This window comes from Nostoc sp. FACHB-892 (assembly GCF_014698795.1).
Classification (GTDB): Bacteria; Cyanobacteriota; Cyanobacteriia; order Cyanobacteriales; family Nostocaceae; genus Nostoc.
Genome location: NZ_JACJTR010000042.1, coordinates 1 through 21,366, shown reverse-complemented (window position 1 = coordinate 21,366; position 21,366 = coordinate 1). Strand labels below are relative to the sequence as shown.

The 21,366-nt window shown below is 38.1% G+C and carries 22 protein-coding genes; 11 read left to right on the top strand and 11 right to left on the bottom strand.

Features of this window, described 5'->3' with window-relative positions; all coding sequences use genetic code 11:
* Positions 1-77 precede the first annotated feature (77 nt).
* Together H6G96_RS32265 and H6G96_RS32260 are read right to left on the bottom strand one after the other, a co-directional pair.
* Complete coding sequence (locus tag H6G96_RS32265) at positions 78-614, bottom strand: hypothetical protein (protein ID WP_190917271.1); 537 nt, start codon at positions 612-614, stop codon at positions 78-80.
* A 26-nt stretch (positions 615-640) separates the two neighbouring features.
* Positions 641-1,711: a reverse transcriptase domain-containing protein gene (locus H6G96_RS32260; protein WP_347242302.1), complete on the bottom strand. Its 1,071-nt coding sequence runs from the start codon at positions 1,709-1,711 to the stop codon at positions 641-643.
* Between the two features lie 522 nt (positions 1,712-2,233).
* Here H6G96_RS32260 and H6G96_RS32255 point away from each other — a divergent pair.
* The 5 genes from H6G96_RS32255 to H6G96_RS32235 all read left to right on the top strand — a co-directional run bounded on the left by H6G96_RS32255 (position 2,234) and on the right by H6G96_RS32235 (position 3,732).
* A complete protein-coding gene (locus tag H6G96_RS32255; RefSeq protein ID WP_190917269.1) occupies positions 2,234-2,572 on the top strand; it encodes a hypothetical protein in 339 nt (112 codons plus the stop codon).
* Positions 2,520-2,789 carry a hypothetical protein gene (locus H6G96_RS32250; RefSeq protein WP_190917267.1) on the top strand — a complete coding sequence of 90 codons (270 nt, stop codon included), beginning with the start codon at positions 2,520-2,522 and terminating at the stop codon, positions 2,787-2,789. The genes H6G96_RS32255 and H6G96_RS32250 overlap by 53 nt, the downstream gene beginning before the upstream one ends.
* Before the next feature lie 127 nt (positions 2,790-2,916).
* Positions 2,917-3,189, top strand: coding sequence for a hypothetical protein (locus tag H6G96_RS32245; RefSeq protein ID WP_190917265.1), 273 nt, complete (start codon positions 2,917-2,919; stop codon positions 3,187-3,189).
* 67 nt (positions 3,190-3,256) lie between these two features.
* Positions 3,257-3,463 (top strand): hypothetical protein, encoded by a 207-nt coding sequence (locus tag H6G96_RS32240; protein WP_190917263.1) that lies wholly within the window; start codon positions 3,257-3,259, stop codon positions 3,461-3,463.
* Complete coding sequence (locus tag H6G96_RS32235; protein WP_199339813.1) at positions 3,463-3,732, top strand: type II toxin-antitoxin system YafQ family toxin; 270 nt, start codon at positions 3,463-3,465, stop codon at positions 3,730-3,732. Before H6G96_RS32240 ends, H6G96_RS32235 begins: the two co-directional genes overlap by 1 nt.
* 199 nt (positions 3,733-3,931) lie before the next feature.
* On the opposite strand, the gene H6G96_RS32230 is transcribed toward H6G96_RS32235, so the two are convergent.
* From H6G96_RS32230 to H6G96_RS42555, 3 genes are read right to left on the bottom strand one after another with little or no spacing between them, the layout of a single operon-like run.
* Entirely contained in the window at positions 3,932-4,153 is a 222-nt protein-coding gene (locus H6G96_RS32230; RefSeq protein ID WP_242063481.1) for a hypothetical protein, read from the bottom strand.
* Complete coding sequence (locus H6G96_RS32225) at positions 4,126-5,367, bottom strand: DNA cytosine methyltransferase (RefSeq protein WP_190917261.1); 1,242 nt, start codon at positions 5,365-5,367, stop codon at positions 4,126-4,128. The genes H6G96_RS32230 and H6G96_RS32225 overlap by 28 nt, the downstream gene beginning before the upstream one ends.
* A 58-nt stretch (positions 5,368-5,425) precedes the next feature.
* Positions 5,426-5,551: a hypothetical protein gene (locus tag H6G96_RS42555; protein WP_277933003.1), complete on the bottom strand. Its 126-nt coding sequence runs from the start codon at positions 5,549-5,551 to the stop codon at positions 5,426-5,428.
* A gap of 67 nt (positions 5,552-5,618) precedes the next feature.
* Here H6G96_RS42555 and H6G96_RS32220 point away from each other — a divergent pair, with 67 nt between their 5' ends.
* Positions 5,619-7,157 (top strand): glycosyltransferase family 39 protein, encoded by a 1,539-nt coding sequence (locus tag H6G96_RS32220; protein ID WP_190917259.1) that lies wholly within the window; start codon positions 5,619-5,621, stop codon positions 7,155-7,157.
* A 53-nt stretch (positions 7,158-7,210) separates the two neighbouring features.
* On the opposite strand, the gene H6G96_RS40835 is transcribed toward H6G96_RS32220, so the two are convergent.
* Together H6G96_RS40835 and H6G96_RS32205 are read right to left on the bottom strand one after the other, a co-directional pair.
* Positions 7,211-9,145: an EamA family transporter gene (locus H6G96_RS40835; RefSeq protein WP_199339812.1), complete on the bottom strand. Its 1,935-nt coding sequence runs from the start codon at positions 9,143-9,145 to the stop codon at positions 7,211-7,213.
* Positions 9,146-9,190: 45 nt separating this feature from the next.
* A complete protein-coding gene (locus H6G96_RS32205; protein WP_190917257.1) occupies positions 9,191-10,498 on the bottom strand; it encodes a mannosyltransferase family protein in 1,308 nt (435 codons plus the stop codon).
* A 527-nt stretch (positions 10,499-11,025) separates the two neighbouring features.
* On the opposite strand from H6G96_RS32205, the gene dxr reads away from it, so the two are divergent.
* Together dxr and H6G96_RS32195 are read left to right on the top strand one after the other, a co-directional pair.
* Positions 11,026-12,222 carry a 1-deoxy-D-xylulose-5-phosphate reductoisomerase gene (gene dxr / locus H6G96_RS32200; protein WP_190917255.1) on the top strand — a complete coding sequence of 399 codons (1,197 nt, stop codon included), beginning with the start codon at positions 11,026-11,028 and terminating at the stop codon, positions 12,220-12,222.
* A gap of 564 nt (positions 12,223-12,786) precedes the next feature.
* Complete coding sequence (locus H6G96_RS32195) at positions 12,787-12,984, top strand: hypothetical protein (protein ID WP_190917253.1); 198 nt, start codon at positions 12,787-12,789, stop codon at positions 12,982-12,984.
* A 119-nt stretch (positions 12,985-13,103) separates the two neighbouring features.
* On the opposite strand, the gene H6G96_RS32190 is transcribed toward H6G96_RS32195, so the two are convergent.
* The gene (locus H6G96_RS32190; RefSeq protein WP_190917251.1) at positions 13,104-13,601 is read right to left on the bottom strand and encodes a thioesterase family protein; all 498 of its coding nucleotides are present in this window, start codon (positions 13,599-13,601) and stop codon (positions 13,104-13,106) included.
* A 117-nt stretch (positions 13,602-13,718) separates the two neighbouring features.
* On the opposite strand from H6G96_RS32190, the gene H6G96_RS32185 reads away from it, so the two are divergent.
* Positions 13,719-15,788 carry a CHAT domain-containing protein gene (locus tag H6G96_RS32185; RefSeq protein WP_190917249.1) on the top strand — a complete coding sequence of 690 codons (2,070 nt, stop codon included), beginning with the start codon at positions 13,719-13,721 and terminating at the stop codon, positions 15,786-15,788.
* Positions 15,789-16,220: 432 nt separating this feature from the next.
* Here the strand turns inward: H6G96_RS32185 and H6G96_RS32180 are convergent, their stop codons facing one another.
* The gene (locus H6G96_RS32180) at positions 16,221-16,565 is read right to left on the bottom strand and encodes a DUF1815 family protein (RefSeq protein ID WP_190917247.1); all 345 of its coding nucleotides are present in this window, start codon (positions 16,563-16,565) and stop codon (positions 16,221-16,223) included.
* An 892-nt stretch (positions 16,566-17,457) separates the two neighbouring features.
* Here H6G96_RS32180 and H6G96_RS32175 point away from each other — a divergent pair.
* Complete coding sequence (locus H6G96_RS32175; protein ID WP_190917245.1) at positions 17,458-18,234, top strand: MGMT family protein; 777 nt, start codon at positions 17,458-17,460, stop codon at positions 18,232-18,234.
* A 61-nt stretch (positions 18,235-18,295) separates the two neighbouring features.
* Here the strand turns inward: H6G96_RS32175 and H6G96_RS32170 are convergent, their stop codons facing one another.
* Together H6G96_RS32170 and H6G96_RS32165 are read right to left on the bottom strand one after the other, a co-directional pair.
* Entirely contained in the window at positions 18,296-19,024 is a 729-nt protein-coding gene (locus H6G96_RS32170) for a hypothetical protein (RefSeq protein WP_190917243.1), read from the bottom strand.
* 500 nt (positions 19,025-19,524) lie between these two features.
* Positions 19,525-19,920 carry a hypothetical protein gene (locus tag H6G96_RS32165; RefSeq protein ID WP_190917241.1) on the bottom strand — a complete coding sequence of 132 codons (396 nt, stop codon included), beginning with the start codon at positions 19,918-19,920 and terminating at the stop codon, positions 19,525-19,527.
* 528 nt (positions 19,921-20,448) lie between these two features.
* On the opposite strand from H6G96_RS32165, the gene H6G96_RS32160 reads away from it, so the two are divergent.
* A complete protein-coding gene (locus tag H6G96_RS32160) occupies positions 20,449-20,901 on the top strand; it encodes an Hsp20/alpha crystallin family protein (RefSeq protein ID WP_190917239.1) in 453 nt (150 codons plus the stop codon).
* Positions 20,902-21,366 lie beyond the last annotated feature (465 nt).

Here is a 21,366-nt window from a genome sequence, read left to right as displayed (position 1 = left end):
GCCCATAAAAATTTAAAAAAAATTATAAATAAAAATAAGTGTAACAGTAAGATTAATATTACTAGTATGAGCCTTAACTATGAATCATTAATCCGAGACACGATATTTTCGTATGCAGCATCTCTATGACTAGCAATATTCCTTAATTTCACAATCTTCCTAATAATTTCTTTCATTGGACGTTTATTATGTCCTATTGAATCTAGACAAAAGTCTAGTTTATCCAGATTATTACCTCCGTAATTTTTTTGTTTGTGATTTATAATTGACTTAATTTCACCAAAATCCCCTCTTTCGATGGTGATATCACCTTTTTCTTCCTGAGCCTTTATAAATACATCAATCATCAATTCAATTTGAAAATTAGCATATCGACAAAACTCTAAAAAGTCATCATCAATCCTAGCTCTAATCATCATCCTGTAGTCAAATTCAAGTTGTTTTCTTAGCCATTCATTCTTTTTAAGATAATCCAAAGCAGAATATGGGATTATTGACATATATTCCTGAACCCGCTTATATGATTCATAATCATTAACTTTGATGTAATTTTCTAAATCACTAAGTTTTTCCTTTAGATTTTCAATTTCTTTAAACAAATCTCCTTCCATCATAAAAGCACTTTTCCTTAATTCCTTGGTTATGTCTGGCTAAAACTAACCAGATTTATATATTGCTTTATATATTTTCTATATATTGGGTCATCTTTTCCTTTAACCATAGAAATAAACTCTATCTTACCTCGAAGTACTTGCTGAAAAGTTGGTTTGTCTTTTGCAGAAAATCTACTTTTAGTTTCATATTTTGTTAAATACTCTTCTTCAGCAGCTTCTAGTCCGAATTTAGACCAAGCATGTAGCATAGCGCGAATATGACGCACATAATTGCGGTCAACATTAGGAAACTGATTTGTCGTTAATCCTGTTACTGCTTGATGATTACCCCTGCTTTGCAGTCTGATTTTCTGCTCATTTACCTCAAATCCGTTCTCATTAATAATTGATAGTAATTTATTACCAATCAAAATTTTATCTACATCTCCTTCAGCAACTTTATATGCTAATTCTTCAGGAAATTTAGGTAAAGTTGTTGAGAAAGTAATATCATCTGCATACCTTGTATAAGTCGCTTTATACTCTTTAGCTAAACGTTGCAATTGACTATCCATCTTGGCACAAATCATATTAGTCACGATGGGTGAAGTTGGGGCACCTTGAGGTAACTGATTGTTATGACAACAAATCTGTGCTAAAACAGTCGCTACATCTGGATGTAAACCATAGGGTGTAGCCATAAACATACCCCGAACTCGACCAAAATTAATCGACGGAAAAAAATCAGTTAAATCAAGATTTAGAACATAGCGTTTTTTAGTATGAGCTTGAGCATTAGTTACAATATTTTTACCTATCACAAAACCATGCACTGAGGGTTTTATCTCATACACTGTTTGTAATACTTGATTAAGTTTTGTTTGAATGATTTTAAGTGCAGTTATCGGAGTTGATATCTGACGAACACCACCAGACTTTTTAGGAATTTCAAAAGTTTTATAACGTTTGTCAGTTTCAACAAGATATATATGATAAACAAGCCGAGGATAGGAAACCTCTAAAAGGTCAGCTATATCCATCGGTTGTTTGAGAGAGTAAAATTTCTCTCGTAAAGATTCGGGGCTATCTGTGAGAAGTAACTGAGAGTTTTTTTTCACTTTGTCCTCTGAGTTATGCTTAATCAGCTACATTTGAGCGATGTAACGTAACAGTCATATTTAGATTTAGCCTTGACACAGATATCATGCTAATTTCTACGATTGTAAATAAAAAATATCACTTGCAGGTGTATTCTCGCCTATTCGGATAAGGATCAGGAGGCAATTTAGAAGAATAAAATCCTCGTAAAGCTGACCGTGAAATACACCGTCGCAGGATCAACAACGGAAATCAATACCTATTCCCGCAAGTGATTGAAGTGGTTTGTCTAAAGAGTCATTGCTAATGATTCAGACTTACCTTTTGGTTATGTTACAGGCAAATGAACTTAAAGTATTGCGTGAAAATAACTAAATTAGTGGTAGGTTGGGCTGAGTAATAAAGAAACTTAACAAATCCTATTGGTATGGTTGGGTTTATTGCCTCAGACCAATTTATATAAATTTTGTTTTTATCGTAGTTGTGGAATTTAGCTGTTTTCAGCGTAAATCCTGGAAATACAAAAAACTTAACTCTTAATCATGAGTGGAATTAATCGTCAAATTACCCTTGACGTTAGACAAGTTACCAAGCACATAGCAGGTACACCTCAAAGTCAAAGACTTCTCAAACGAGGACTTGCCGCTCATGTATTTAACGATGAACCTACAATGAATAGAGTTACTCAAGCCATAATAGAAAATGGGCAGTTCACTGGAATGATTCGAGGATATGAACGTTATGGGATGTTTTTTAATGAACCAATAGGTTATAGAATCAGTCCAGATGGTAGCCGTATTCTACTTTACTATGGGGAGATAAAAATCAATGCAGACGACCAATACCACGTCATCCCCCGCACAAGACCGAGTGAAGAATAACTGGGAATTTACAGAAGTATGGATAGATCCAATGTTATCCCCTCCATATATTCTTTTATTGCTTTGCGACAGTGAAGATAACTGTCAAGTTTATGATCCGGCGCAGGGTTATAAAATAGTATTTTCTAGTAATGACTATAATGCAGCCAAGTTATGGTTACTAGAAGATGAGTATGAACCAATTGAAGGTAGGCTTTTAGCTGCGGAGTTAGTCTAATTTACTAGAGAGTTATGAGAAAAATTGAACTAAGTAAAACTCAACAAATATTAATCTTACTTTGTGTTAATTTGCTCTATTAAAGCAACTTATAATTAGTACACACCACGAACCAAGTTTCAAAGACGTGCAAGCCATACTTTTAAGCCGCGAAGAAGTTGGACGACGTGCGAAAGAATTATATGAAAATAGCATTCGTCAACAAGTAGAGCGAGAAGAAAACATAGGTAAAATGGTGATTATCGATATAGAAACAGGTGAATACGCAATTGATAAGACAGGCTTAGAATCGGCACGATATTTACGTAATCAAAACCCATTAGCTCGACTTTTTGGTATTCGCATTGGTTACAAAGTCGCAGTTTCCTTCAGTGGTGACATGGAGCGCGATTATCGGTGATTTCTAGTCTAGCTTTATCGTTACCATGTTAGATTAATCCGATAAACACTAAAAGGTATTCTAAGTTATGATCTTCAGTGATGTAGTTGAAGCAATTAAAAGTCTTTCCAGCGAAGAAAAGTTAGAAATTCAACTGTTATTGCAGCAGTATCTACGAGAAGAAAGGCGTGAAGAGATTTATCAAAATTTTCAGGCGGCGCAAGTAGAACAGCAAAATAGTGAACTAAAGTTTTCCTCGAATATGGATGAACTGAGACAACTGATAGAAGAGTGATGATTAAAGTAAGTTTCAGTTCTTCATTTCAACGTGCTTTTAAAAAGCGAATTCAAAGGAATGTAGATTTAGAAGCACGATTTTGGCAAAAGTTGGAGCAGTTTACAGCAGATCCATTTGACCAGGGTTTGAAAACTCACAAATTGTCAGGTAAGCTTAAAGACTTATGGAGTTTTAGTGTAGATTATGACGAAAGAGTAGTTTTTTACTTTACAGATGATGGTGATTCTGTGTTTGTAGATATTGGTAGTCACGATGATGTTTACTAAGGTGATTTACAAGAATAAATATACCGATGCCGTTGGTTTCGACTTCGCTCAACTAACTGATAGATCGAGAGTTGAGCGAAGTCGAAACTCAACAACACAGGTATTTTCTTTGTCGGAAATCACCTAAGTAAAATCTATAGCAATCCTAAATCATTTGTGAGAAATTACCGTACTCGTTGAGTTTAGATAAGTCAAAAATTTAACCATTAATACCTAAAGTAGCAATAATTGCGTCATCTTGATCGGTAGGTGTTGATGTCGGGCCAACTAATTCGAGATTAGCTGAACGCCACGTATCATACTCAGTTCTAATTTCAGTGAGATATTTTTTACTCTCAACATCTCTGTATTTTGTCCGGTGATTCTCCTTTTGTTCAAGATTAGAGCCGTGAACTAAAGGGTTCCGATCGCTTTTGGGCATAGCTCTAATTTCTCTTGAAGATGAAGTGCGATCGCTTTAGCAAGAATAGGTGGTACAGCATTACCTACCTGATTGTACTGGCAAAGAAACTTCTCATCAAATCTCTCTTCCCGATGTAATAATTTGTGAGATACAACAGTCTTCTTCCCTAGAAAACGATAAGTGTCAGGAAAAGATTGAACACGTGCGCCTTCACGGGCTGTCAAATTGCGATGCTGGAAAGGATGAAGAAAATTGGCGTAAAATGAAGCTGCTATTGTATGTGATGGTTTATATGGATTTAAACGTCGGTTATTCTGGTCATAACTTATCTCAGATAACTCACCATTTCCACTACGCCGTCTAGCTCCATGTTCTTTTGGTGCGTCTGAACTTGATTCACCCCATTTAATATGTTTGAAGCGTTCTACAAGCCTCTGGGAATGATCCATTGCAACATGATTATAAAGTGTTTTACTACCATTCCTAATCCAGCTTTGATAGTTATTGAGAGGTTCTGAAATATAAGGTTGTTCTTCTTCACCTTCACGTGCATTCAGTGGTGGTAAATCTGATATAGCATCCCACAAGCTTATGGCAGGAAGTAGACCCATGCAGGCAAATATTGATAATTGGGAGCTATTTATATGCAATAAATCTAAGGAGTGTGTTTTTGGAGGAGTACCTAATTCTTTTCCTCTTTTATTTCCAACAATAAAAATACGCTCCCTAATTTGTGGTACACCATATTCAGCAGCATTTAATGACCATACTTCTACAAAATATCCTAGATTTTCAAAAGTTTCTTTAATGATATCTGTTACTTTTCTACTTTCAATATTTTTGCGCGAAAGTAAACCTTTAACATTTTCCATTACAAAAGCTTTAGGTTCGAGAAAAGATATCCACTCAGCAAAGTTAATAAATAGACTATTTCTAGGGTCTTTAGGATCTTTTTGTGCTGGCCCGGCAATACTAAAGCCTTGACATGGAGGCCCACCAATAACAACATCCGGCTTGAAGGGACAGATATCCTTAACGCTACTTGCAGTGTTTAAATCACGGATATCCTGTTGAATAACTGTCATATTAGGACGGTTATAGCGCAGTGTATCACAAGCCCAGGTATCAATCTCAACGGATAAAGGAACAGAGAAACCTGCCATCTCAAAACCTAGACCAAAACCGCCAGCCCCAGCAAACAAATCAATAGTGATAGGTCGTGCTGTTAGCATAGACTCTTAATGTGGTTATTCATCTGGTTTACCTTCTAAACGCTCTAAGATCATACGCTTATATCACTTTGTCAACCTGCCACATAGTTGTTTTAGTCAAAGTATCCTGGCTATAAGTAATTTTTAGTATTCTGGCATTTTGAGCGATCGCACCATATAAACGCCCTTTTAAAAAAGTAACCAAACTCCCATTGCAGAATCTGGGGTAAAATACCGCCTTACAGTCTTTGAGATGATTATCCCGATTTTATATGCGTCTATTCCGAGAAAAAGAATGGTTATTTAGCCTACTGGTAATATCTCTAGTTTTATGGCTGATATTTTTAGGAAACTCCCCTTTACGAGACTGGGATGAAGGGACTGTGGCACAGGTAGCCCGTGAAATTTGGCGTGCCCCACTTGGTTCAATGCGTTGGCTTTACCCCACCTTGGGAGGTGAACCTTATCATAACAAGCCACCACTCATGCACTTACTAATTGCTTGGACTTACTCTATCGGAGGCGTGAATGAATGGACAACACGTCTACCGGGTGCAGTGTTAACTGCCTTGGGTGTGCCATTGCTTTACTTAGTGGGATGTTTGCTTTTTAACGAAAGTTTACCAGCTTTGTTTGCCGCTTTAGTTTACCTGACGATGTTGCCTGTGGTGCGTCACGGAAGGCTAGCAATGCTAGATGGTGCAACTATTACCTTTTTTTTGCTGTTGTTGTTTTGTTTGCTAAAAGCACGTCAGAATCGCCGGTATGCTTTAGGTGTGGGATTTTGTCTAGGGTTAATCACGTTAACTAAAGGGATGATGGTTTTGCCACTAGGAGCGATCGCTTGTTTATTTCTCATTGCAGATCGGCAGTTTGCTTTGTTAAAAAGTCCTTATTTATTATTGGGAATATTTTTAGGAAATGCACCTGCGATCGCTTGGTTTGCTGCCCAATGGCAACATTATGGCGAAAATTTCTTACAAGTGAATTTTCAAGCACAAACTTTTGCTCGCCTTACACAATCTGTTGAAGGTCATAGTGGCCCTCCCTGGTACTATTTAATTGAGTTAATTAAGTATAGTTTCCCTTGGCTATTATTTTTACCAGGAGGTTTTTATTTAGCCTGGAAAAAACGTCAAACAACCTGGGGTAGCCTAGTAATTATTGGCACAATTGTTTATTTATTAACTATCTCTTCAATGAGAACTAAGCTGCCGTGGTATGTTATGCCTGTATATCCCTTTTTAGCTTTAGCAATTGGTGCTAAACTTAGCGAAATTTGGCATAATTCTCATTTTAGAGGGCGAATTTGGACAATATTCCTGGCTATTATTTGTATTGCTGGTTTAGGAGGTTGTGTTTACTTTTTTATTAAAAAAGAACCTATTTTAATAGTTATGAGTATTGTTTTGGCAATAAGTATGGGTATCGCAGCATGGCTAGCTAAACAGCGCGATCGCAACTTTATTCCAGTTTTATTTTCTGGTATGTATTTAGTTTTAGCACTGTTGATGAGTTCGCAATCATGGATTTGGGAATTAAATGAAGCTTTTCCAGTTAAACCAGTTGCGGACTTAATTCGGACAAATGTTTCACCAGGAACCCAAATTTATACTTCTTTTGCTTACGATCGTCCTAGCTTAAATTTTTATAGCGATTGCAAGGTAACTGCTACAACTATGCCAGTTTTACAACAAATGTTATCTAATAAATCTTATTTGCTGTTAGAAGATGCGGCTTTACAACAAATAAATTTAACTGGGAGCAAAATCATAGGAACAGCTAAAGGATTTACACTGATTTCACCATAAGTTAAACATCTGGGTATCTTAGAAAGTAAAAGGCAAAGAGAAATAAAATTTCTTTACTGCGAGCCTTCGTTTGTTACTTGAACTGTAGATTGGCTAGATTGAGCTAAATAAATACCTACTAAAACTATGGCGAAAGTCGCCCAGTCAAACAAACCTACTTGTTCTGAAAAAATGAACCAAGCAAAAATGGAAGACAAGACTGGATTGAGGAGAAGGGTAACGGCGACGACGCTTGACGAGATTCTGCTGAGGCTATAAGTTATAAGCCCCTGACCCAGCACTTGGCAGAAAAGAGCTTGAAAAATGATGAAAAACCAACCCATCCAAGAATACGGAAACAATCTTTCTTCGATGAATGGGAGGATGGGCAACAGAAACATTGTAGTCACGCCACAACGCCAAAGCATTATGGTTGCGGTAGTAAATCGGGCTTGGAGTTGTTCTATCAGCAGCAAATAGGTGGCAATAAAAATCGCGGTTAGAAACGCTAGCACATCACCAAGTATTTGGTCAGTTGCAAATTGCATTTTATGAACTTCAAAGGCGATCGCTCCCCCCAAGGCTATGACCAAGCCAATAATGAATCTGTTATCGAAGCGCCGACCGAATAACAGATACCCAGCCGCAGCAACAAATAAGGGGTTCAAATTAGACAGTAAAGCCACGTTAGCAACACTAGTTTGACTCAGCGACCAAGCCCACAACAACAGGGAGGTCGTTGCAGCAGTTCCCATTGCCAATAACAGCCACACATCCTGTTTTGTAAAAGGCTTCTGTTCTATAGGTTGAGGATCAGATTGTTGACGGCGCAAAGCCTCAAGTCCATTCCACAGCCCAAAGACGACTGCGGCGATCCAACTGCGATGAAATCCTACAGCATTCGCGCCAATTTCTTGTTCGCACAATTTTGCCAGAGATGGTGCCAAAGATATGGGAATTAGGGCAACAAATAATGAGATGCCTCCTAATAAAGCTGGTGTTTTGGAGAATTGTTGCTTTAGTAATGACAGTTTTATCGTCATACTTTTAATGAAAGTGTTAACTATAGTTTTGACTGATTCTTGAAACGGCAAATTAAGAGTAGCTTGGCTAGATATGGCTAAGTATAAACCCATTAAAACTACAGCAAAACCTACCCAATTTGAAAAAGTTAATTTTTCCGAAAATATTATAAGAGCAAAAATGCCACTAAATATTGGCTCTAATAGATGTACCAAGGAAACAACTACAGAGGAAAATCTGGCAAGGCTATAGGTTAAAAGCCCATGACCTAAAACTTGGCAGATCAGGGCTAAGGAAATGACCCAAACCCACCCATTAATTGTAGAGGGAAAAACCTGATCTTGAGTGAACAAAAGTATCGGGAAGATTACTAAAGCCGCGATCGCACAAATCCACAATTGGATTGTAGTAGGAGAAAATTTGGTTCGTAATTTTTCTACAATCAGCAAATATGCACCTAAGAAAACCGCAGAAACAATCGCAGCAAAGCTTCCTTGAACTTCGTCTGTAGCAATTTGCAGTTCCTCAAATTCAATAGCGATCGCTCCCCCAAGGGCGATGACGATCCCAATCAGGAATTGCCTCTTAAAACCCTGACGAAATAACAGCCATACCCCTAAGCTGGTAAACATGGGGGCAAGGTTATGCAACACGCTAGAAATCGCAACGCTAGTTTGAGTCAGCGACCAAGCCAAAAAGACTAAAGTAGCAGCCCAAAGAATACCAGCACCTAGCAATAGCAACAGATCCTGACTGGTGTAAGACTGCTGTTCTACAGGTTTGTCTAAGGAAAATTGCTGCCCTATTGCCTTGTATCCATGCCAGAGCAAAAAAACCACGCTAGCAAGCCAAAAACGATTAAATACAGTGGCATTGGGACTGAGTTGAATCTCGCTCAATTTCATAAAAATAGAGCCAAAAGAAATGGCACCTACACCTACCAATAATGAAGCGATCGCTATCTTAGTTTGATTGGATACATTCATTAGGAAATTTAAATTCAACTTCTTATCAATATAGAATCAAACCCTCTAACCAACCCAACGCTCTTGGGCAAATCCTACAGCTATTTTGGCTAGTAATGTCACAAAAACGCCCAACATTAAATATCCGTGGCGAGGATGGCGAGATAGCAGCACACCAATGGCTATATTCAGAGGCACAATACCGTAGGCGAGACGGCTCAAGGAAATAGTACCTCCAGAGGCTAGCAACAAACCAATACCACAAAAGCCATAAATAACTGTAACTGCGGTTAGTTGCCTGTGTAAGCGCCACAACATATAGCCACCAACCAAGACCATGAATAAGTTGAGCAAGTTATTGATCCACTCTTCACTCGCCAAAATTAACAAAAATAAGACTAAAGCATAAAAGCCATAGAATAATTTCAAAGACCTAAAACGTTGACGGAAACGCCATAAAAGATAACCACTAGCAACAATTACGCCAAACAACAAGAGATACCAGGGATCTTGAATTCCGCCAGATGGTTTTTGAATCCAACCATATTGCCAATTTTTTGTGCCAACTAGAATTTGCATCAGCATATTTAACCAACCCTGCCAATCAAACCCCAGAGTTGGTCGCCATCCCTTCTGTGCTTCGATAAAAGCTAAAGGGTTACCAAAATAAATCGCGCAATACAAACTGAATAGAAGTATGCCAATAGCACTAGCAAAACCAGCAATATAGGCAATAGGTGGTCGGCGTTCTTTCCAGGCTGCGATCGCAAATGCTGGAATTAGTGCCATACCTGTGGGACGTGTTGCTGTCGCCATCGCACCCCAAAGGGTAGTCCAAGCATACTGCTTTTGATCAAACGCCCGCAAAGCCGCCGTACTTAAAAACAAATACAGCCCCTCTGTGTAAATCACCCCCGTAAACATGGAAGATGGATACAAAGAAACCACAGCAGTAGTCCACTGCGCTGCATTGATGCCATAATGCTCTTTGATCCAAAAGTACAAACAGTAAAGCGCTGCGAAAAATGCCAGGTTGTTGACTAAAGTACCTGCTAACTCAAACGGTAAGCCCAACTTCATCAAAACCCAAATGCTGATAGGGAAAAGCGGGAAGAAGGCTAGATTGTGTTGCTTGCCGTCATTTACATATTCATATCCAGAAGTAGCGATCGCTCGATAATGCATACTATCCCATGCATCAACAACCCCCCAGCTAAAATGGGGCAAAGATTCTTCTGCTGGTAACGGTAGCTTTGGCGCAATCAGCAACATAGCAGTCCAGATGAATATTCGGCTAGCAAGCCATATTGCTGCTGGAAATAGGAAATCATTTTTCCATAAAACTTTATTTATAACTACCTGAACTTTGACCATAAGATTAATTGCTTCAACAAACTCCTTTATGCATCCTTTTACCTATGGCTATAACACAGCAATTTATAAGTAACATTTTGCATATTCAATTCTCCACTAACATAATTAACAAACTGGACAGAATAACAATCAATTAAAATTATTTCCTATTTGGTTACTTTTGCCAATTTTTTAGAATTGGTCTTGAAAAGAGAGTATTTATAAATACTTTTTTGTCTAGTTATAACGTTTCTCGCTTACGTAAGGTACACCCGTAGGGGCACGGTAATGCCATGCCCCTACACCTTGCGATAAATTTTGTACCGCATCTGAATGGGAACTGCTATATATAAAATTGAGCAATTTAAGTAGTTTCTAGCTAGCAGTCTATCGAGTTGAAATTAACGGATTGGGGCGCAGCGACAAGGACATTTCCCCCTCCCCGCGTCTCTACTTACTGTCGTTAGTGTATCGATTATAGTGATTGCTGTTATTAAAGAGTCCCCAGCAATTTATAGTGGGAGTTGTCTGTAAATCCTTAAGCAATTGTGAAAGCGATTACTCTTGTTGGTTCTACTGGTTCTATTGGTACTCAGACTTTAGATATTGTCACTCAGTACCCAGATCAGTTTCGGATTGTGGGATTGGCAGCTGGGAATAATGTAGAGATGCTGGCTGCTCAAATTCGGCAGTTTCGACCGGAAATAGCAGCTATTTGCTCAGAAGATAAATTACCAGCGCTCAAAGAAGCTATCATTGACCTCGATCCCCAACCGATTCTACTGGCTGGTGAGGCCGGAGTGATAGAAGTCGCTCGCTACGGCGATGCCCAAACGGTTGTAACTGGGATCGTTGGTTGTGCTGGTTTGCTACCCACGATCGCAGCTATTGAGGCTGGTAAAGATATTGCCTTAGCGAACAAAGAAACTTTAATTGCTGGGGCCCCTGTGGTTCTACCCCTAGTTGAAAAGCACGGTGTAAAATTACTCCCTGCCGATTCCGAACATTCCGCAATCTTTCAATGCCTCCAAGGTGTGCCAAAGGGAGGCTTGCGAAAAATTTTACTCACGGCATCTGGCGGAGCTTTCCGGGACTGGGATGTAGAAAAGTTAGCAGATGTAACCGTTGCTGATGCCTTGAAGCATCCTAATTGGTCAATGGGGCGTAAAATCACAGTAGACTCTGCTACTTTGATGAATAAAGGACTGGAAGTAATTGAAGCTCACTTCTTGTTTGGGTTGGATTATGACAATATCGAAATTGTTATTCATCCCCAAAGCATTATTCACTCGCTGATTGAACTGCAAGATACTTCAGTTTTAGCCCAACTCGGTTGGCCTGATATGCGCTTACCCTTACTGTATGCTCTATCTTGGCCCGATCGCATCTACACTAACTGGGAACGACTAGATTTAGTCAAAGCTGGAAACTTAACCTTCCGTGAACCAGATCACCAAAAGTATCCTTGTATGCAGTTGGCTTATGCTGTGGGTAAAGCTGGTGGTTCGATGCCAGCTGTCTTAAATGCCGCCAATGAGCAAGCTGTGGCTTTATTTTTATCAGAAAAAATTCGGTTTTTAGATATTCCTCGGTGTATCGAGTGGGTGTGCGATCGCCATCAAAATGATAATCGTGCTAATCCCTCTTTAGATGACATTTTGGCAGCAGATAAATGGGCGAGACAAGAAGTTTTAACAGCGACTGAAAACTTAGAAACTCACTCGCGGATAATCTCTGTGCGATAAAAACCTTCAGTTGAGATTGGACTGTGGATTAGAAATTGATGCCTATAACGCTCCTAATTCATTCGTGAAAGTTGTGAATTCCTTTTTTCCTTGGCGTACTTGGCGGTTCGTCATCATCCAGATTTCTTACAACTCAGATAGGATTGCTATAGTCCCCAATCTTTAATCCCCAGCCTCTAATCTAATTAATATGGAAATCATTTAACCTTATAAAAAAGACATACTCTCCCAACTACAAAAAGTTAATAAATGAGACTTTATTAAAGATAGTCATTGGCTTCCGGATCAGCCATCAATTTTATGTATATCTATAAATATTTATCTACACACACAAATAAAAAACTTTACAAAAACTTTGCAAACAAAGCGTCATGTAGCAGAAATAATTATCCCATTTTTAGATAAAATATCCCCAGGCTAACTATCACAACAAGCCCCATTATAGTAAAGATTAAAAATTGGGTTCATCACCTTTTATCCCGGTGATTTTTAGCAAAACAAAAACTTCCCCTTTCTGAAAAAACATCTTCTCAGACTAGGGTAATTATTAAGGAATGAATATATATGATTGCTATGCTGATTGTAGCTTGGATAGTCTTCATAATATTGTGGAAGTTGCTGAAAGCAACCGTGAGCAATGCATTAACTGCTGCGGCAATTCTTATTTTATTAAATATTGGTTTTGGCATTACTCCACAGGATATTTGGCATTATGTAACGCAGTTTGCTCAAAACCTGTCGCAGGTCCAAAGTGGTAAATGAAAATATATACTTCACCTTTGATTAGCAAAAGTGAAGTAAACAATATGAAATGACAAAATTTCTAAATTTGATGCTAGTTGTGTAAAAACTCCTGTGGTTTTTATAACCTTCCTTGCTGATTAATTATTTAATGCTGAAATCTTGGCTAAGGCATCTTTAAAACTCGGTGGTAATTGACGCATAATCTTGCCTCTTTCGCGATCTAAAGCTACTAAAGTCACCTTGGCAGTGACGTACAATTGTTGTCCATCAGTTGAGACAATGGCATAATCCCAATTAATTCGCACACCAGTCACCTCAGCCATGCGCGTTTTTACCACAGCTGCCATTCCCAATTGAATTGAACGGTGATAGCGCACCGAGAGTTCTACAACTGGTAAATCACAACCTATAGCGACTAAATCAGCAAATTCAATCCCTATAGATCGCAAGCATTCAATCCGCGCTTCTTCCATCCAAGCTAGATAGGAACCGTGCCAGACAACACCTGCATAGTCCGTTTGGTGGGGTTGTACTCTCACAGGATATTCAAACCAATTCCCAAATTCATCAGTTGATGGATTGTCAAGGGCGCTGGTTGGTGGTAATTTTGCCTGGTTGGATTTTTCTTCTGACATCTTCAATTTTCTAACCACCTATAAATTTTCCAAATTATTGAACAGCATAAAAATTAATTGCGTTGTAGGACTTCTTGATTTAATATTTACACTTCCGAGTATAGGGAGTGTTTTGTTATGCAGCCTAATCTCCAGTATGTTAGTTTTATGACTTTGACTTTACTTAGTCTACTAGGTTTTGGGATGGCTTATCCAGACAATAACCAGGTAACGACAAATGCAAAGTTGAGCGATGGCTCTGGAGAAAAAGCTCAAGCTTTACCTAAGAATAATCAACTTTCAGAAATTGCAAGGCTCAACGAAGAAGGTATCAAAGAATCTCGGCAAGGACAATCGAAACAGGGGTTGCAGAGATTACAAAAAGCATTAGCCATCAGTAGAGAACTTGGAGAGCGCTCTTGGGAAGCGATAACATTCAACAACATTGGCAGAATTTACCAAAGTCAAAAAAAGTATCCCGAAGCACTTCAATCCTATCAGCAAGCTTTATTAATTAATAGAGAACTTGGCGATCTCGTTCGACTTGGCAAAACCTACAGTAATATAGGTTACTTATTTGACATCCAAAACCAACCAGAGTTAGCAATTTTTTTCTACAAGCATTGCTTGATTAATCGTGAGAAAGCTCGCTTGAATCCATCAGCGCTTAGTGCGCCACAACCAGATGCTTATAGCATCACTGTTAGCCAGACATATCGCATTTTAGGTGAACGATTGCTCAAACAGGAACGTATTGCTGAAGCACAAAGGACAATAGATTTACTCAAAGTTGAAGAACTAGAAGAATATCTCCAGACTGTGCCAGGTAATAAACTTACTGCCAAAGGTATTAATATAGCGGCAGCAGAAAAACCAATTAAACAAAAGTTGGATCAAACCGTAAATAATGCTGTTGTGTTGGGTAAAGAACTGACAACACTACGAAAAATTTCCCCTAAAGAGCGATCGCTCCAACAGAAACAACGCATAGAGCAATTAGTCTTAAATCAACAGCAACTCCTGGATGGATTTAACGAATTTATCAATAGTCCTTCAGTAAAAGCACAGGTAGAGCAAATTAGCCAGACAGCTAGGCGGCAAAATTTGGATTTGGAGAGTCTCAACCAACTTCGGGATAATTTGGCGCAATTACCTCAAAATTCGGCCCTACTCTACCCACTGATTTTAAAAGATAGTTTGGAATTGGTACTGGTAACTCCTGAATCCCCACCAATTCATCGCACCATTCCTGTAAAACGCGAAGACCTTTATCAAACAATTGGTATTTTCCGCCAAGCTTTAGTCAATCCCAGTCGAAATATCAAAGCACCTGCACGCCAACTGTATGACTGGCTAATTAAACCGATAGAAAAAGACCTAGAGCTATCAGGTACACAAACTCTGATTTACGCTCCAGATGACCAGTTACGCTATATTCCTTTAACTGCTTTATATAATGGCAAACAATGGCTAGTGCAGCGCTTGGCTATCAATCACATTACATCTGCCAGCCTGACTAATTTAAATACCCCACAACAATCTACCTTGCGGGTTTTAGCCGGTGCTTTTACTAAAGGTAATTATCAAATCAAAGTTGGTAATCGGCAGTTTGCTTTCGCTGGCTTACCCTTTGCAACGCGAGAAGTCGAAAGTTTAGCAGCTATGGTTCCTGAGACTACGAAGCTTTTAGACGATGCTTTTAACCCCAGAGCCACTGTACCTCAAATGGATGATTATACAATTGTTCACTTAGCGACTCATGCAGCCTTTGTGGTGGGTAAACCAGAAGATTCGTTTATTTTATTCGGGAATGGCGATCGCATTAACTTTAGAAATGTCGCCACTTGGTCACTCCCCCATGTAGATTTGGTAGTGTTGAGCGCCTGTGAAACCGGCTTGGGAGGCAAGTTAGGCAACGGTGAGGAAATTTTGGGTTTTGGCTATCAGATGCAAAAAACAGGCGCAAGAGCTGCGATCGCCTCATTATGGTCTGTGGATGATGGTGGTACACAGGCACTTATGAGTGCTTTTTATAATATTCTCTCTAGTAATAAGTTAATTAAAACTGAAGCTTTACGACAAGCTCAAGTTTCATTAATTAATGGGGACTGGAAGGCAAGAGGCCACAATTTACCCGTGGCAGCAGTTAGCGATTTTAGTCACCCGTACTACTGGGGATCTTTTATTTTGATTGGCAATGGACTTTAGGTGTTGATCTTTCCTCACCTCTGTCAGAGTATGCCTTTGTCAAGATTCTGGCTGATGTGTCAGTTAGAAAATTCATTAAAAATTCATAATTCATAATTGCATTATGTTAAGTAGATTTAGACCTTAAGCAAAACAGGATTGTTTGCTTGATAGTTGCAGGTTCTTTAACCTGTCTTTTAATTATGAATTATGAATCAATAATTACTAATTAAGTTAATTGTGATTAGCAGTAAGTTTTACCAACCTTTGAGCTAAAGGCTCAAAATCCGGTTCGTGAGGTTTTGGCGGATACTAATATATGCGATCAGCCAGCCATGAGCCAATCACTTCACGGTAATGGAGAATAGGTAAGAGCGATCGTCAACTAAGTCGCTGTTACCTATTACCAGTTACCGATAATCAATTTGTAATTTGCCATTGACCTTTGAAACCTTAACACTTCTTAGCAAGAGTTTTAGAGCCTGTATCGGTTTGCATAGATTGCTTGACAAGATCAGCTAGTTCGTCTAATTGGCTAATTGCCTCAGCACCTTCTAGCTTCATTAATTCGCGGTCATCCCGCATTTCCGTCCAAGTAATCCCGTAATCGGACACCAAAAACCGAATCAGGTGGTTATCGCCCAAGCTAACCATAAACGATGCACTATTCATTTGGTCGCCACAGGTGTAGCAGGATGCAGGATACCCGCGCCGCTCTAATACAACCGCCAAGGCTTGCAGGTTCATTACCAAGTCTTGAACGAATTGTCGATGTTGATGTGCTAGTCTCAGAAACACTTTTGTCCTCCAGACACCACAGTAATTTGAGTTTCTTTTATATTTTCTTTAGATTTTCTCACCCATTGGTATTGTAGACTATTCAATACAATTACCGGATAGATGATATTGAGTCGTTAATTGACTACCTTGTTTAGGGTAGTGGATTAAGTTTTTGAGCGCCGTATCAAACTATTCAGTTTGCAAATTAAAAATCTCGGACAGAATTGCTAAATTTAACTATATCTTTATACACTTCTGTCAGGTGGATTCTTACAAGAAGCGATCCGCTTTAACAGTAACTTAAATCTAGCACTAGTCAACTACAGAAAAGTTACATATTTCGCTTTAATTGGCGACTTACAGCCTAAATGAATGTTAGTAGAGGTCATAACGTAGTTTTACATCGTTATACTGCCTCTTTCTTAAATGTTTGCTCTGTTTTTTTAACGTAGATTTTGGTATAGACAAAGACTTCAGTATACCAAATTTCTTCCTCCTGTATATATAAAGTTGAGCAGATAACGGTGCAAATTTGATCTTCAGTACCAAAAATAGGCTAGCTGTAGTTTTTAATACAAAGTTTGCGAAATGAATAGACAAGTCTGAGTGTAGAACATACAGTGTATGAACTAAACATTGACAATACCTAAACTCAGCAGAGCAATGTTGCCATTTAGGCAATCTTTTCAGTTATTTTGGGATTATCTTTAACAAAGTTGTACTACTAAAGCATAGAAATTTGGAAAGCTCCTTATCTTAGGGACTTATAATGAATATAATGTAAGCCTTTCGTTGATTTGGAATGTGTTGTTTATTTACGCCGCGCTGTACTAGTATCAGGATATGTCAAAGTGACGGCTAGCCTTGAGCCAGATAAAGAAGATTTAGAGCCTCTAGCAAACAAATCAATATGGCTCTCTCAATCATGCATCTTTTCACCAAGGTAAAACCAGGCTCTGCGATGGTAGAACTTAAAACATTAAATTTAAAGGTAGGTCATGGTATAGAAGGGGATATTAATGCCGACCCTATAAGTCCAAGACAAGTTTTAATCGTTAGGTATGAAGATATTTTAGACTTATCAATTAAACCAGGAGAATTGCGAGAAAATATTGTGGTTGCAGGGATAGAATTTGAGAATTTTATTCCTGGTTCTTTACTAACCTTTGAAAGTGGTGCGGCAATTCGTCTAACTTTTTACTGTGAACCGTGTAAGCAAATAGCCAATTTGGTAAAATCATTAAAGAGTATTCAAGGAAAACGAGGCATTTTAGGCGTAGTTATTAAATCAGGTCAAATTCAGGTTAATAGTAATTTTCAGGTTCAAGCTAATAAATTTCTCGCATTATCTGAAAATCCATATAAACGATTTCTAAATTTTATTATCAAAATTCCCAATGGGAAAGTAGTTACATATAAACAGATAATCAAAGGTATAGGAGTAGATAATAGCTATCTAAGAGCTATGCCTACATACCTGAAAAAAACTTCGGCTGCTGATTATCCAGTACATAGAATATTAGACTCTAAAGGTTATTTGATAACTTATGTGAATAACCAAAAAAATAAGTTAGAAACGGAAGGAATTAAAGTTTTTCCTGAGGAAAATTTCTTAAGCGATACAAACAAAAATTTTGTAGATATTAAAAATTATCTATGGGAAGACAATACAATGTATTTAGAATAAATAGGACTTTTAATTGATAGTTTCATATCCTGTCTTTTGAAAGGAAAAATTCTTTTCTTCCTCAAGATAATCCCTGATTTTTGATTTGTTTAGATGTAGCTTCCATAAAATCGATAAAAACTTTTATAAGTTTATGGATTCCTTCGCTACCTCCTGCAATCAAGCCTCCTGTCAGCAATGCATCTAAACAACGGAAAATTACTACTTGTATTGAATTATCTAAATCCATAACGACAAGTGGCTCGATTGATCGAATACCTATTGCGCTCATTAAAAGACCGAATAAAAGGGATGTCCATAGAGCAATTGTTCGTGTATCAGATTTATAGGCTGCTCTTTGCCGCTCTTTTTCATTTATATCATCAATTTGTGGCTTGAATATTTTTAATGGTTCTTGTTGGTTTTGTGTGAAATTTTGAATAATTTGCTGTTCTAAACTCATTCCTTCAGGTGGTAGTCCACTGATTTGGTTGGATTCTACAGAAGAGAATTGGTTCCGTTGTTCTTCCATAAGTCTTATCTTCTCAGATAATAGAGCCTTTTTTTGCTGAATATTAATATCTAATTGTTCGATGGATGGGCCTCGCCAAGTAGTTATAAAAACTTCTAAAGAACGTTCTAACAACAAAGAAATAAATAATTGCAAGCTGAGTAACTGGATAATATCATTAAGACCAAATGGTTTTAAAATAAATGGTTTAGATGATAGCCAAGTTGACAAAGTTACTACTAGAAAACTAATAATGATTAACAGAACAAATAGAGGAGATTCTGGAGAAAGCTTTTGCAACGTATTTATACTCCTGTTTCGCGTCACAATATTTAACACAGCCTGGAGGTGAAAACTACACCTGCTGAGTAACTTAACAACGTTAATTTGATATAACAGTAAATAATTTATTGCCTGACCATTTTTTTCAGCAAGAAACTATGTCTTCTCTGCGAGAGGCTACGTGTAGCTTGCTTCGACCTAGGAGTACGACTGGCTAACAAGCATTCCAAAAGTAAATACCAGGATTCAAATGCACTACGCCAATCTACTGTACATGGCGCGATCGCGTTAAACTATGAAACGGTTCTGAGGACAGTGGACAATGCTAGAGTAAGCAGCAAGCGTAGCACCAAATAAAAACCCCTCCAAGGTTGGTGGGGTTAAAGTAATTTTTGTTGATGAGATGGTGATTAGGGAAAGACAGCAGCCTTTTTTTCTGGTGACGTATTTTCTTGTCAAAGCAACGAGATGATAGTACAGCATTTCATAAATCCGTTACGAACCCTACAACACTGTACTTAGTGAGATAAATTACTAGTAATGATGAATGATGTCAGCTGCGACTCGACAGCGTTTAGGTAAGCTGTATCATTCAAAGCTTGTGCTGGTAATTTTTTAGCATTGACAGCAGCCTTAACTACATCTAGTGCAGTCAGCTTTCCTGTTTGGTATTGAGAAACCAAAGCACTACCACTAGGAATACCCTGTGCTTTCAGGTTACCTTGATAAGCTAGGAATGCAGCATTAAAGGGTTTTAGGTAGCTAACGTTTGTAAAATGAGTGAGTAAGTTGTTAGAGTTGATAGTTATAGGTTCGCCACTGTTATTAGTAGCTGATTGAGCGCCATCGATTCCAGGTAATAAAGCAATAGAAGCAACAATCAATACAGAATCAATCAGGGTGGAGAATTTCATAGGGTTATCCTTAGTTAGAGTAAAGTGCAATTAGTGTTCTTGAGGAATAGAGTATTATTTGTTATAAGTCTCAGCTTCCTGCACTCAGGTCACCTGAGCGATTGATGGATTCCTCACCCATTCGGGTGAGCTAATTGAGCGCAAGAACTGAAAAAATAAATCGAGAGCAAAGTTCAGGACAAAGTTAAACAGATATACATTTAACTGAGATAATCTAAAAATTTATGCAGCGCTGTTACTTAGTTGTAGGCGTAACCCAACCAAGATATTGAGTTTTTGCACTCTCCCTTCAACAGCAGATTTCTTCTTTAACTATGACTGAATGTATTTGTATATTCGGTAAACCCGAATATACAAATGAAAGTAAACCGTAACTTTTACCATGTTTAGTTTTGGACGGTAATTATCATTTACTTGGTGGTAATAACCGAATTTATAGCAGATTTAACTTTGCATAATATGAATATGTAAGTACTAATTGAAGTGCAAAGTTGCTTGAACAAAAGCTAATTGATGCGAGGAAGAGTTATGACACTAGTTCGTTGGAACCCTTGGAGAGAAATTGACACTCTACAACGTCAACTCAATAGTTTATTTGAAGACAGCAAAGTAACATCTGAATTCTTAGGCAGAGGCTTAAGCAAAGTTCCTGCTGCTGAAATACAAGAAACTGAAAATGCTATTCATTTGAAGCTAGAATTGCCAGGAATAGAAGCTAAAGACCTGGATGTGCAAGTTACAGAAAATGCTGTTTACCTTAGCGGTGAGCGGAAGTCTGAAACTAAAACTGAAGATAAAGGTGTTACCAGAAGTGAGTTTCATTACGGTAAATTTCAACGCGTAATTCCTCTATCTGCTCGGATTCAAAATACTAACGTTACGGCAGATTATAAAGACGGCATCTTGAATCTGACACTGCCGAAAACTGAACAAGAAAAAAACAAAGTTGTCAAGGTTAATTTGAAACAATCTGCTACCTAATGGGTTGCGATCAGACTACTCTACCTCCTTTGATAGATTGAGATAGCTCAAAACCCGGTTGTGCAAATGACCGGGCTTTTTTGTAACAATTATCTGCAATAGGCGTATAAGTCCTATATGCATGAATTATCTGAAAGAGCCGGAGAGCGTAGGCGCAACCCGTCGTAAACATCGCCTTCTTATTTAAGGTTTGTAAAGGAATTCAACTATATATGTAATGATATGCATGGTTTGGCTAAATCTACCTTTTTACCTTTTGATAAGTAAAACTAATGACTTTTATCATTTTTACAAAAGTGAGAAACTTGATTAAAAAATGTAAAGCATTGTAAAGTAGATTCACAGGCAAAAACAAAACCGCCTGATTTATAAATAACTAACCGCACTTATAAAACCATGACAGCAACCTTACAACAGCGCTCAAGCGCCAACGTATGGGATCGGTTTTGCGAGTGGATCACCAGC

What these genes read in the sequence shown, in the direction of transcription:
- H6G96_RS32265 (WP_190917271.1), bottom strand. Translation starts at nt 614, where the DNA reads ATGATGGAAGGAGATTTGTTTAAAGAAATTGAAAATCTAAAGGAAAAA.
- H6G96_RS32255 (WP_190917269.1), top strand. Translation starts at nt 2,234, where the DNA reads ATGAGTGGAATTAATCGTCAAATTACCCTTGACGTTAGACAAGTTACC.
- H6G96_RS32250 (WP_190917267.1), top strand. Translation starts at nt 2,520, where the DNA reads ATGCAGACGACCAATACCACGTCATCCCCCGCACAAGACCGAGTGAAG.
- H6G96_RS32240 (WP_190917263.1), top strand. Translation starts at nt 3,257, where the DNA reads ATGATCTTCAGTGATGTAGTTGAAGCAATTAAAAGTCTTTCCAGCGAA.
- H6G96_RS32235 (WP_199339813.1), top strand. Translation starts at nt 3,463, where the DNA reads ATGATTAAAGTAAGTTTCAGTTCTTCATTTCAACGTGCTTTTAAAAAG.
- H6G96_RS32230 (WP_242063481.1), bottom strand. Translation starts at nt 4,153, where the DNA reads ATGCCCAAAAGCGATCGGAACCCTTTAGTTCACGGCTCTAATCTTGAA.
- H6G96_RS32225 (WP_190917261.1), bottom strand. Translation starts at nt 5,367, where the DNA reads ATGCTAACAGCACGACCTATCACTATTGATTTGTTTGCTGGGGCTGGC.
- H6G96_RS32220 (WP_190917259.1), top strand. Translation starts at nt 5,619, where the DNA reads ATGCGTCTATTCCGAGAAAAAGAATGGTTATTTAGCCTACTGGTAATA.
- H6G96_RS40835 (WP_199339812.1), bottom strand. Translation starts at nt 9,145, where the DNA reads ATGAATGTATCCAATCAAACTAAGATAGCGATCGCTTCATTATTGGTA.
- H6G96_RS32205 (WP_190917257.1), bottom strand. Translation starts at nt 10,498, where the DNA reads ATGGTCAAAGTTCAGGTAGTTATAAATAAAGTTTTATGGAAAAATGAT.
- H6G96_RS32195 (WP_190917253.1), top strand. Translation starts at nt 12,787, where the DNA reads ATGATTGCTATGCTGATTGTAGCTTGGATAGTCTTCATAATATTGTGG.
- H6G96_RS32190 (WP_190917251.1), bottom strand. Translation starts at nt 13,601, where the DNA reads ATGTCAGAAGAAAAATCCAACCAGGCAAAATTACCACCAACCAGCGCC.
- H6G96_RS32185 (WP_190917249.1), top strand. Translation starts at nt 13,719, where the DNA reads ATGCAGCCTAATCTCCAGTATGTTAGTTTTATGACTTTGACTTTACTT.
- H6G96_RS32175 (WP_190917245.1), top strand. Translation starts at nt 17,458, where the DNA reads ATGGCTCTCTCAATCATGCATCTTTTCACCAAGGTAAAACCAGGCTCT.
- H6G96_RS32165 (WP_190917241.1), bottom strand. Translation starts at nt 19,920, where the DNA reads ATGAAATTCTCCACCCTGATTGATTCTGTATTGATTGTTGCTTCTATT.
- H6G96_RS32160 (WP_190917239.1), top strand. Translation starts at nt 20,449, where the DNA reads ATGACACTAGTTCGTTGGAACCCTTGGAGAGAAATTGACACTCTACAA.